This is a genomic window from Bacteroidota bacterium (assembly GCA_039714315.1).
In the GTDB taxonomy this organism is placed as follows: Bacteria; Bacteroidota; Bacteroidia; order Flavobacteriales; family JADGDT01; genus JADGDT01.
On record JBDLJM010000100.1, the window covers coordinates 1 to 11773 of the forward strand.

The window sequence follows — 11773 nt, forward strand, 5'->3', positions numbered from 1 at the left end:
TCTACCTAAATCGGTAGTTTGTCCGTCTGTAACTTCAACAGGAACATCGATAGTTTTGTATCCCATAAAAGAAAATTCTATAACAGAACTTCCTGCCGGAACAGACAATTCAAAAGAACCGTCGAAGTTTGATGTAACTCCGTTCATTGTTCCTTTTTGTATTACGTTGGCTCCCACCATCGCTTCCTTCATATCACCATCCCAGGCGATACCTTTAACAATTCCTTGCGAAAACCCTAGTGTAGAAATTAACATTAGTGCAATCGCAGCATACATCTTAGTAAATGTGCGTCTCATAAAAATAAATTAAGTTATAATTTTATGTATAATGTGGTAAAGCCTCTTTAGGTCAACCTACAAACGCAAATTTGTGAATATATGCCGAACGGCATATTTTTTTTTTAATTAATTATTGACAACGATTTTTTAATAACCTGTAATCAATGTGCTTTAAAAACCTTGCTGTTATTGATGATTTGGTAGTTTATTTCAAATCTATATGAAAAATTGTTAATAACTGGATGTGTATATATCTATTACTTGTAGGAAAAAGAGTACATTATTTTGTCTAGCAAGGGGGTTTCGTCATTATAAACAACTACTTGTCAGTGTTTTGTTGGGTTTCGTCATTTTTAAGCCAGTTTTTTTGCCTTTATCTCATTACTTTTTAACATTTCTATGATGATATTGCAGGCTTTTACATAATCTTCTGATAGATTATCAATAACAAAGGTAGTTTTTCCGTTTTTGAATTTTAGGTGAGAACCGGGATTTTTATTGTCAAAATCGAATGTTAAAAACTGTGACTCTATACCAAGATGAGTAAAATTAGATCTCAACTGTTTGTAGAGAAATCCCTTTTTGTTTAGAGAATAATAGCGAGGAGGAAAGAGCTTTTCAAGTGCCAAATCGAATCTTACAGATGATTGTCGGGGAGTTTTAAAAGGTTTTTTGTCCAGGAATGCACCAAGTGTTTCGATGTATTGAGCAATAAGACCGACCGCAACTCTCGGAAATCCCTTTTCGATCAAAGCTTTCACTTCGTTAATCATCCTTTCTTTTATAAACTTTTCCTGATCGATCATTTTAACTAACACTTATAATTTCAATTTCTTTTCCCCTAAAATTAATACTTTCTCCTTTGGTTTTATTCAATAACAAATTTCCGATTGGCGAAATCGGTGATAGTACCATAATGTTGTTTTCACCTGTTTTTATTACTCCTAAACTTGTAGCTAAAAAATAAACCCCGTTCGATGTGTCTAATAATGCGCCCAACTCGGCTTTTTTATACATTTTTTCCGGAGATATTTGCCTTAAAGTATTTAGCTCGTTTATTGCAGAATTTAGCTGTTTTGCATACATCTCCTGCTCATTTTGAGTTTGAGCTCTAAAAGTATGATGCTTATCGCCAACAACACATTTATCAGAATTTATAGCTGAGTCATTGAGAGTATCAACCATTGCGGTTTGTTTATCAACTTTTTCCTGTTGAATTTTAATGCAGGCGCTTAGTATTTCTTGTTTTGTCGGATGCATGGAAGCGAAGGTAATGAAAAATAAACGTCATATCGACCGAAGCGAAAGCGTAGTGGAGATATCTTATGATGGTAACAGAAAGCTCATGAGATCTTTCGACTTCGCTATAGCTCCGCTCAAGATGACGTTGTTATTTTTAGTTAACGCATCTCCTTATACGCATTAATCAACCCGTTTGTTGATGCGTCGTGTGATGAAACCTTATCGTTGCTATTTAGCTCTGGCAAAATCATATTTGCAAGTTGCTTACCTAGCTCTACTCCCCACTGGTCGTATGCAAATACATTCCAAATAACACTTTGAGTGTATATTTTATGCTCGTACATTGCCAATAAACTTCCTAAAACTTCAGGAGTAAGCTTTTTGAATAATATTGAATTTGTAGGGCGGTTACCTTCAAATATTTTGAAGTTTTTTAGCTCTGCAATTTCTTCTTCCGATTTTCCGGCAGCTTTAAGCTCAGCAACAACTGTTTCTTCATCCTTACCAAAAGCAAGCGCCTCGGTTTGAGCAAAGAAGTTTGATAATAATTTTGGATGATGATCACCAATTGGGTTTTGCGATTGAGCAGGTGCCATAAAATCGGCAGGAATCATTTTTGAACCCTGGTGAATTAACTGATAAAAAGCGTGCTGACCATTTGTGCCGGGCTCTCCCCAGATAATTGGTCCTGTTTGGTAATCAACAGGTTTCCCGTTTCTATCGGTTGTTTTCCCGTTACTTTCCATATTTCCCTGTTGGAAATAAGCCGCAAAACGGTGCATATATTGATCGTAAGGTAAAATTACTTCACTTTCTGCACCGAAGAAGTTATTATACCAAATTCCGATTAATGCCAAAATAACAGGAATATTCTCACCAAAAGAAGCTTCGCGGAAATGCTTATCCATATCGTGAGCACCGCTTAAAAGTTTCTCAAAGTTATCGAAACCGATAGAAAGAGAAATAGAAAGACCGATAGCACTCCAAAGTGAGTAACGACCTCCTACCCAGTCCCAAAATTCGAACATGTTTGCTTCTTCAATACCAAAGTCAGTAACTTTTTCTTTGTTCGTAGAAAGAGCTACGAAATGCTTTGCTACTTCTGCTTCGTTTTTAGCCGACTCTAAGAACCAAGATCTTGCACTAAGTGCATTAGTCATTGTTTCCTGGGTAGTAAATGTTTTTGAAGCAATAATGAACAAAGTTGTTTCAGGATTTAAGCCTTTTAATGTTTCTACAACGTGAGTACCATCAACATTAGAAATGAAGTGCATATTTAAACGAGTTTTATAACTCTTTAGCGCTTCCGAAACCATCAATGGTCCAAGATCAGACCCACCGATTCCTATGTTAACAACATCGGTAATACTCTCGCCTGAATATCCTTTCCAGTCGCCTGAAACCACTGTGTTTGTAAATTCCCTCATTTGAGCCAACACTCTGTTTACATCAGGCATTACATCTTTACCGTCGACCATCACCGGAGTATTTGAACGGTTACGTAATGCAGTGTGAAGAACAGCTCTTCCTTCTGTTACATTTATTTTATCTCCCGAAAATTGCTTTTCAATAGCATCTTTCAAAGCTGTTTCATCAGCAAGCTCCAGTAAGATTTTTAATGTTTCCTCTGTTAAGATATTTTTAGAATAATCGACTAAAATATCGTTGAACTTAGCCGAAAATTTATTGAAACGAGCTTTATCAGCCTCGAATAAATCTTTTATTTTAAGGTCTTTTGCCTCGTATATATGATTTTCCAGTTTCCCCCATGCATCGGTAGATGTAGGGTTTATATTTTGTAATGCCATAACTTTATTTTTTTCTGCTCAAATATACGAAGATTTTAATAAATGTATCTAGTACACTTTGTGTTTATAATAAGTATAAAAATACAAAGAAAACCTAATAATATTTTCAACTAAAATATTAGTTACAACTAATATTTTAGTTATATTTGACATTGATAATAAATCAACTCTCAATCGGGTTGAAACAAACACTATATCCAAATATGAAAACAATATATATCTTACTTCTACTTCTTCTGATAGTTGGATTTTCTTCTGCACAAACAATTGAAGTCGGAACCGACTCCTTATCGTATTATGAAAGTAACTATCAATATCTAAAAGCGATAAACTTCATTAACAAGGTTTACAGTAAGAACATACCGCCGGATATAGCAAACAGAAAAGCAATACTGCTAGAAAAAGTCGGAAAGAATAAAGAAGCTGGCAATATCTATTCAGAAATATATGGAGAAGATAGTTTATCGATAGCTAATGGAATAAATCTTGCCTTATCACTAACAAAACAAAAACAATACATCGAAGCACAAAACCTATATGAAAAGCTATATAGAATTGATTCTTCAAACTTTTATCTGAATTCTAATCTCGCTTTATTATATCATAAAAACAAAAAGACATACAAGGCAATAAAAATCTATATTAAAAACCACGAATTGGATAGTACTGATATTACAACTACCATAAATATTGCTAAATTATTTTTGCAAAAAGAGCATTCAGGTAGTTCGGCACATTGGGCGTCTAAAGGTTTGGCTCTGGAACCAAATAACGTAGAACTACTTTACATAATGTCGAAGGCAAAATATATGCAAAAAGACTATCCAAAAGCAACACTCTACCTCGATAACTTGTTAAGCCTTGGAGACACAGCAAAGAAATACATTATTTTAAAAGGTAAATTATCATTCGAGCAGGCAAAATACAATAGCGAAAAATATATAGATGTAATTAGGTGGTTCTCAAAAGTTGCTGATCCTATGAATGAAACTGAGGTTATCCATTATTATCTCGGTATTAGTTACCACGAACTGGGAGAGGAGAAGAAATCAATTAAACACTTGTCTCGGGCTATTGAACTGGGAATTTCATCCTATGTACCGATTTATTTAGAAAAGATTGCCTACAGTTATATTAGCGAGAAGAACTATCAAAAGGCGATAAATACATGGGAAAAGCTCAATCTTCTTTCACCAAATATAAAGTACGACTATTACATCGCCAATATTACCTATACATATCTTAATGACAAAAAACTTGCTATTTCGCGGTATGAAACCGTAATGAGAAAAGATAAATCGAAAGCCACTAAGTATTATGCCGATTCTTACATTAAAATTCAACAACTAAAAAAGAAACTTCATTTGGAAGGTAAATTATAGAATAATAGTTTTTCAACTAAAAAATTAGTTTAAACTAATTTTTTAGTTATATTTGTATTCAAGTTAACTTAGGTTAGGCACAATTGTTGCGCTATTTTGATAGAAGGCCACTGGAAAAATAAAGCTACAAAAAATGCAAAACCAACTTTTTATATTAAACAATAATATGAGATCTCTAACAAAAGCCGAAGAAGAAGTTATGCAAATTCTTTGGGAAGTAAAAGAAGCAGCGGTTAAAGAATTAATCGAGCACATGCCGGAGCCTAAACCTGCTTACAACACCGTTTCTACCATAATAAGAATACTGGAGACAAAAGAAGTTGTAGGTCATAGAAAAAAAGGCAAAGGATATATTTATTTCCCATTGATTGAAAAAGAAGAATACAGTCAGAATAGTTTAAACAAACTGGTGACCGGGTACTTTGATGGAAGTTTTAAAAGTATGGTATCGTTTTTTATGAATAAAAATGATGTAAATACAAAGGAACTCGATGAGATATTAAAGATGATAGAAGATAAAAAAGAAAACAATGATTAGTTATTTATTAGAGGTAACACTTTATCAGTTTATTTTATTGGCAGTGTATCACGCAGGTTTTAAGCGTTATACCTTTTTCGGGGTAAACAGGTTTTTCTTATTACTGTCAGTTTTAATATCATTCCTGCTTCCGTTTATCAGTATGCCGGGAATCGTTCAGCAAAATCCAATTATGCTACCCGAAATAGTTCTTGTTTCCGGAAGTATTTCACCAAAGGAGATTATTGATACAACATCAATAAACTGGAATTTAGATGTAGTTTTATATGTTGGATTTGTTGTGTTTGCACTGCTGTTTGCAGTTAGGATATTTAAGCTTTACAGGATAATCAGTTTAAATTCGAGAAAGAAGGAAAACAACTATATTATGGTGAATCTAAAATCGGAGAATGAAGTTTTTTCATGGTTCAATTATGTGTTTGCACACAATGATAAGTTAAGCGAAGAAACTCTTTCACACGAATTAGTTCACATAAAACAAAAGCACAGTATAGATATTATTATTCTGGAAATTACTCAGGTTATTTTATGGTTTTCACCTGTTATACGATGGTATAAGCACGAATTACAGCTTGTACACGAATATCAGGCTGATGCCAGGGCAAGCAAAGAGTCTGTTTCTTCTTATGCACAACTTTTGGTTAATGAATTATTTCAGGTAAATGAACTTTCACTTGTTCATAATTTCTGGAAGGTAAGTCAAATTAAAAGTAGAATCAAAATGTTGAAAAAGATGAAAACTCCAAAAATTAAAAGTTTTAAGTATTTATTGGTACTTCCATTACTTGCTGTAATGACGTTGCAATACTCATGTTCACGCGAAGAGAATGTATCAGAGGTGTATCAATCGGATGATGTAAATAAAACCCAATTAACAGATGAAGATGTATATAATTTTCAGGCAGTTGATGTTCAGCCTCAGATAAAAGGTATAGATCAGTCTTTTTCGAAAGAAGATAAATATCTTGCATTCCAAAAGTTCATTATGAAACATGTTAAGGATAACTTCCAATATCCTGAAGAAGCTAAGAATAACGGTGAACAGGGTAGGGTTATAGCACAGTTTATTATTGGAACAGACGGTAAAGTGAAAGATGTAAAAGTTTTACGTGGGGTTACTGAAGAACTGGATGCAGAAGCTGTAAGAATTGTGAAATTAATTCCTGATTTAGAGCCTGCACAAAACGAAGGTAAAAAGGTTCCTGTTAGCTTTATGCTTCCTATTACTTTTAAACTGCAATAAACTTAAAAACTGAAGAGAAAAAAGGCTGTTACAAATTTTTGTAACAGCCTTTTATATTTTAATATAAGATCTTTAAACCTCTATCTGACGTCCGATATTTTGCGAAAGTGAAATAAAGGTTTCTGATCTGGAAACACCTTTTATTGTTTGAATTTCTTTGTTCAAAACATTCATCAGGTGGTCATTGTCGAAACATGTTAATTTCACGAACAATGAATAATTACCTGTAGTGTAATGACATTCCAGTATTTCAGGAATTTTATTTAATTCGTCTATTATTCTTTCGTTATCATCGGCTTTATCTAAGAATAAACCAACAAAAGCAGTTGTTTTATATCCTAATACTTTTGGGTCGATATGTAAATGATGCCCGGAAAGTAATCCTGTTTTTTCAAGTTTTCGCAAGCGTTGGTGAATTGCTGCTCCTGATACCCCAACTTTTCTGGCAATTTCCAATATAGGAGTACGCGCATCAGACATTAGTTCCCTAACAATTACTTTATCGATTCCATCCATTTGTAAACTATCCTTTCTCATAATACTCTAATTTGGCTCAAAATTAGTATTTTAATTTCAAATTAAAAGAAAATATTGCGTATTTATTTAATAATGTAAATGAACTATTATCATAGAACCACTAATATTTCTTTTTAGTATTCAGGTAACAGGATATTTTTTTTATAGGTAGGTTTTATTATTCTTAGAATCCGTTTTCTGAAATTTCAGACTCTAATTTAGCCTGTTGGTAGGTAATAATTTCTCCGTCTTTCATCGGAACTACCCAAAAACGTTTTGCACCTAATTTTTTTAAGTCTTTTTTAGCTAATTCTACTTCCTCAAGTGTTTTGAAGTATCCAATTCTCCATTTGTAGTATTCACCTTCTTTAATAAGGAATTGGCCTAATTCTGCATCGGAAGCAGGATTTTTTATTGCCCCAATTTGAATGCGGTAATAAACTCCTGAAGGTATAGTAGTAGAAAGTTGTTCGAGCTCATTTGTATGCTCCTCTTTCATCGTTACTACTTTTTTCTTCATAGTTTTGATTTCCTTGGACTGAACCTGAATTTCCTCCTCTAGTTCCTGATTTTTTACCTGTGCTGCTTCAAGTTCTTCTTCATATCTGGTAACACTTTCTTCATGCTCCTTTTTCGAAACTCCGCAACTTACCATCGTTATAGATAGTAAAAAGACAAATAATGTTTTTTTCATTTTTTATTAGTTTTTAATATGTAATAATATGATACCCAAACATAACCCACTTAATACCTGTATACAGTTAAATGGTGCTTTTCGCTTTTGAGTATTTCACTTTAGGGGTTAAAATGAATTTGGTAGCAAGATAGTATTTTATTTCCATTGTTATCACAGTTGATAACGGTAATAATTATCTCTTAATGAAGGTATTTACGATGAATAATAGTTATTATCTATCAATCCTTTTTTACAAGGGCAAATCGTTTATCGTCCAATTGTAAATACCCGTATTCATAACAAAATAAATACACCTTTCCGGCTTTGGTTTTTACAAATTCGGTATGATATTTTAAGTCAAAACCTTTAGAAAGTAAGGTTGATTTATCAACTGTGGTAGTTCCTTTTGGAGTCAGTTCTTTTAAAATACGGCGGTTCTTGCGAAGAATGTTGTTTGTGTTTCGTACTAAATTGTTTTCATCGCTGTTTAGTTTATTGTTATATGAATTTCTGCAGGCATCCGAACAAAACTTTTTGTCGGATCGTCCAATAAATTCATCGCCGCATTCCAGGCATTTTTTTTTCATCTGTTTAAAAATTGCCGCTAATTGATTTCATCGAATCTTCGATTTCGCGAATTATTTGCGCCGCCTACCGGTCGGCTTGTTTTAATCATTCCCATGTGTGTTTTAAAATCAATCATGAGGGTTTCATCTTTTAATAAATTAGTTTAATCCCCCATAGTGATTACAACATTTCCAATTTTTTTCCCTGATGCCACATAGTTGTATGCTTCATATATTTCTTCAAAAGGATATCTTTTATCTATAAGAGGTCTGAATTTTCTGTTTTTAATTAGTTTTTTTACAAAACCAATGCTTTTCTTTATATCCGTGGGATATGGGAATATTACTTTTTTATCACTAAATAACGGGGTAAAAAGAGCTAAGAAAAGATTTTGGCCCATATATCCAAGTTCGGATGAAATATACGCCCCTCCCTGTGTTAGAAGTGGTTTACATTTTTCAAATGAACTTTTGCCTACAGCGTCAAAAACATAATCGTATTTAATCTTATCATTTGTAAATTCCTCTTTAGTGTAATCAATCACCCTGTCAGCTCCCATTGATTTTATTGAAAAGGTATTTTTGCCGTCGCATACAGCAGTAACATTCACATCAAATGATTTTAGTATTTGAACCGCTGCTGATCCTATTGCACCGGTGGCTCCGTTTACAAGAACATTTTGTCCGCTTTTTAGATCAATTTTATTTACGAAATTATATGCATAATGTACTCCTTCTGCGCTTGCTGCTGCCTGTTGGTACGTTATACTGTCGGGAATCGTTGTCAATGCCTTATTTTCGGACACCGTTATGTATTGTGCATGCGATCCCAAACCTTCATCATCAAAGCCCCAAACTCTATCCCCGACTTTAAAGGATTTTACACCCTTACCAACAGCTTCAACTTTACCTGCAAAGTCTGTTCCTGTTAGAGGATATTTTGGTTTGAACAAGTCTGATATATATCGTACTAAAAAAGGTTCCTTAAAAAGTATGGCACAATCAGTTCTGTTAACAGTTGCTGCGTATACTTTTATCAGGACTTCTTTATCCTTGGGGGTTGGTTTTTCTACTTTTTTAATCTTAATTTTTGGTAGCCCGAATTTTGTGCGGATAACAGCTTTCATTTTCATTGATTTTAATTTTTAATAAACGTAATGGATAGGTTATTTTATTAAAGTTACGTAATAAAGTATTCATTTACAAATAATTACAATTACATATAAACGAATCTAATTAGATAAAAACCGAATAAGGTTTGGAGGCAGATGCACCTTTGTACCATCAAATAATCGAAGTATAACTTTAAATTTTTTATTATGAATTCTATACAGAATAAAGTACAGTTAATCGGGCATTTAGGAAATAACCCGGAGATCAAAAATTTTGATGACAACAAAGTAGCAAACTTCTCAATTGCGACCAATGAATCTTATAAAGATAAAAACGGGAAGAGAGTTGAGAATACAGAGTGGCACAATATAGTAGCCTGGGGCGGTCTGGCAACATTGGCTGAAAATTACCTACAGAAAGGCAAGCAGATTGCTGTGGAGGGTAAGTTGCGACACAGGTCTTATGATGGCAAAGACGGCAACAAGCATTATGTTACCGATGTATTAGCTCACGATATTATGCTTTTGGGAGCTGCTCCTCAAAACCAGTAATTTTTAACAGCTTGGGTTGATATATGTCTAATTATTACAGACCCCTTAATTCCCCTCTCGAGAGGAGATTAAGGGGTTTGTATATACTTGATAATTGCCGATAAATCTGTAATTTTTTTATAGAACTCAGGCCAATAAAAAAATCTATAGAATACACTTATAAGTCTATAAATTTTCACTTATAGGCTTATAAGTTGATTTAAAGATAATTGTTTACCTTTGCACGCCTTTTTAGGGCTTATAATATTAGTTTTCAGGAAAATGACAAAGGATAATAAGATAGAATTAATGGCCCCGGCGGGGAATTTTGATTCTCTTCAGGCTGCTATAGATAATGGTGCTGATTCGATTTATTTCGGAGTAGAACAGCTCAACATGCGAGCACGTGCTACTGTAAATTTCACAATGGATGATTTGGAAGAAATTGTAGAACGATGCGGGGCAAAGGGTGTTCGTTCTTATCTTACCTTAAATACAATTGTTTTTGATCACGATCTTAAGGTGGTAAAAATGCTTGTTAGCAGAGCTAAAGAAGCAGGAATTACCGCTGTAATTGCTATGGATCAGTCAGTGATATCTTATGCTCATTCCATAGGAATGGAGGTTCATATTTCTACTCAGCTAAATATAACAAACCTGGAAACGGTTAAGTTTTATTCGAATTTTGCTGACACTATGGTTATGGCCCGAGAGATGAGTCTTCGTCAGGTAAAAGCAATTGTAGATGGGATAGTTCGCGATAATGTAAGGGGGCCTTCCGGTAATTTGGTTGAGGTTGAAATTTTCGGACACGGAGCACTTTGTATGGCTGTTTCCGGCAAGTGTTATTTGAGCCTTCACGCACAGAATTCATCTGCGAACCGCGGTGCATGTAAGCAGGAATGTCGCAGGGCTTATGAAGTGAAAGATCTTGAAACCGGTAATATTCTTAAAATAGAGAACGAATTCATCATGTCGCCAAAAGATTTGGCAGTGATTAATTTCCTCGATGAATTGATAGAAACGGGAGCAAAAGTCCTGAAGATTGAAGGCAGGGGAAGAGCTCCGGAATATGTTGCAACAGTGATCAGAAATTATCGTGAAGCTATTGATGCTTATTACGAAGGAACTTACAGCGATGAGAAAGTAGATGAATGGATGGAGTCGTTGAGAACTGTTTATAACCGTGATTTTTGGGGAGGTTATCTCTACGGCAAAAAGCTCGGAGAATGGAGTGATACTTCGGGAAGTCAGGCAACACAAAAGAAAACTTATATTGCCAAAGGACGTCATTACTATCCGAAACCTGAAATTGGAGAGTTTTTGATGGAAGCCCACAGCATGAAAATAGGGGACCATATGTTGGTTACAGGTCCCACAACCGGAGCTAAGGAATTTGAACTTACCTCGATGATGGTAAACGATGCAAAGGCGGATGAAGCAAAAAAAGGAGATCAGGTAACTATACCGCTTCCGTTTAAAATAAGACCTTCAGACAGACTTTACAGGGTTGACAAAACAGAGTTTGCGGATAAGAAGTTAATAGAAAAATAATTCTTATCTGTATACATCTACCTCTCTGATGCAGAAAGGGAGATGTATAACTTCCAAAATCCTATTAAAGCGGAATAAATATGGTAATAATAACATTACAACGAAATAAATGTATAGGTTGCAACTACTGTGTTGAGAATGCACCTAATCAGTGGGCCATGTCGGGAAAAGACGGAAAGGCTGTATTGTTGCACTCTACCGAGAAAAAAGGATTCTATACCTTAAAAACCTATGATGATGCGATTTTTGAGGAGAACGTACTGGCTCGGGATAACTGCCCGGCGAAGATAATTACGGTTAAGAAAATTTAATATTTCAATAAAAAA

Annotated in this window: 14 protein-coding genes; 6 read left to right on the plus strand and 8 right to left on the minus strand. The window is 34.3% G+C overall.

Annotated features, from left to right (window positions below; genetic code table 11):
* The 4 genes from ABFR62_10060 to pgi all read right to left on the minus strand — a co-directional run.
* Nucleotides 1–297, minus strand: a 297-nt coding sequence (locus ABFR62_10060) for a carboxypeptidase-like regulatory domain-containing protein (GenBank protein ID MEN8138763.1), incomplete at its 3' end; no start/stop codon positions are given.
* 335 nt (nt 298–632) lie between these two features.
* Nucleotides 633–1085, minus strand: coding sequence for a hypothetical protein (locus tag ABFR62_10065; protein ID MEN8138764.1), 453 nt, complete (start codon nt 1083–1085; stop codon nt 633–635).
* A gap of 1 nt (nt 1086) precedes the next feature.
* Complete coding sequence (locus ABFR62_10070; GenBank protein ID MEN8138765.1) at nt 1087–1539, minus strand: hypothetical protein; 453 nt, start codon at nt 1537–1539, stop codon at nt 1087–1089.
* A gap of 140 nt (nt 1540–1679) precedes the next feature.
* A complete protein-coding gene (pgi, locus tag ABFR62_10075; GenBank protein ID MEN8138766.1) occupies nt 1680–3329 on the minus strand; it encodes a glucose-6-phosphate isomerase in 1650 nt (549 codons plus the stop codon).
* A 203-nt stretch (nt 3330–3532) separates the two neighbouring features.
* Between pgi and ABFR62_10080 the strand changes: the two genes are divergently transcribed.
* The 3 genes from ABFR62_10080 to ABFR62_10090 all read left to right on the plus strand — a co-directional run bounded on the left by ABFR62_10080 (nt 3533) and on the right by ABFR62_10090 (nt 6492).
* Nucleotides 3533–4711, plus strand: coding sequence for a hypothetical protein (locus ABFR62_10080; protein ID MEN8138767.1), 1179 nt, complete (start codon nt 3533–3535; stop codon nt 4709–4711).
* Nucleotides 4712–4877: 166 nt separating this feature from the next.
* The gene (locus ABFR62_10085) at nt 4878–5249 is read left to right on the plus strand and encodes a BlaI/MecI/CopY family transcriptional regulator (protein MEN8138768.1); all 372 of its coding nucleotides are present in this window, start codon (nt 4878–4880) and stop codon (nt 5247–5249) included.
* Nucleotides 5242–6492 carry a M56 family metallopeptidase gene (locus ABFR62_10090; protein ID MEN8138769.1) on the plus strand — a complete coding sequence of 417 codons (1251 nt, stop codon included), beginning with the start codon at nt 5242–5244 and terminating at the stop codon, nt 6490–6492. The genes ABFR62_10085 and ABFR62_10090 overlap by 8 nt, the downstream gene beginning before the upstream one ends.
* Before the next feature lie 72 nt (nt 6493–6564).
* Here ABFR62_10090 and ABFR62_10095 read toward each other — a convergent pair whose 3' ends face one another.
* From ABFR62_10095 to ABFR62_10110, 4 genes are all read right to left on the minus strand, one after another.
* Nucleotides 6565–7029: an Lrp/AsnC ligand binding domain-containing protein gene (locus tag ABFR62_10095; protein MEN8138770.1), complete on the minus strand. Its 465-nt coding sequence runs from the start codon at nt 7027–7029 to the stop codon at nt 6565–6567.
* A gap of 163 nt (nt 7030–7192) precedes the next feature.
* Nucleotides 7193–7702 (minus strand): SPOR domain-containing protein, encoded by a 510-nt coding sequence (locus ABFR62_10100; protein ID MEN8138771.1) that lies wholly within the window; start codon nt 7700–7702, stop codon nt 7193–7195.
* A gap of 221 nt (nt 7703–7923) precedes the next feature.
* Entirely contained in the window at nt 7924–8271 is a 348-nt protein-coding gene (locus tag ABFR62_10105; protein ID MEN8138772.1) for a hypothetical protein, read from the minus strand.
* 143 nt (nt 8272–8414) lie between these two features.
* Complete coding sequence (locus tag ABFR62_10110; GenBank protein ID MEN8138773.1) at nt 8415–9383, minus strand: NAD(P)-dependent alcohol dehydrogenase; 969 nt, start codon at nt 9381–9383, stop codon at nt 8415–8417.
* Nucleotides 9384–9569: 186 nt separating this feature from the next.
* On the opposite strand from ABFR62_10110, the gene ssb reads away from it, so the two are divergent.
* The 3 genes from ssb (at nt 9570) to ABFR62_10125 (ending at nt 11758) form a co-directional block, all read left to right on the plus strand.
* Nucleotides 9570–9914 carry a single-stranded DNA-binding protein gene (gene ssb / locus ABFR62_10115; GenBank protein MEN8138774.1) on the plus strand — a complete coding sequence of 115 codons (345 nt, stop codon included), beginning with the start codon at nt 9570–9572 and terminating at the stop codon, nt 9912–9914.
* A 261-nt stretch (nt 9915–10175) separates the two neighbouring features.
* Nucleotides 10176–11447, plus strand: coding sequence for a peptidase U32 family protein (locus tag ABFR62_10120; protein MEN8138775.1), 1272 nt, complete (start codon nt 10176–10178; stop codon nt 11445–11447).
* 80 nt (nt 11448–11527) lie between these two features.
* Nucleotides 11528–11758 carry a ferredoxin gene (locus ABFR62_10125; protein MEN8138776.1) on the plus strand — a complete coding sequence of 77 codons (231 nt, stop codon included), beginning with the start codon at nt 11528–11530 and terminating at the stop codon, nt 11756–11758.
* Nucleotides 11759–11773: the final 15 nt, after the last annotated feature.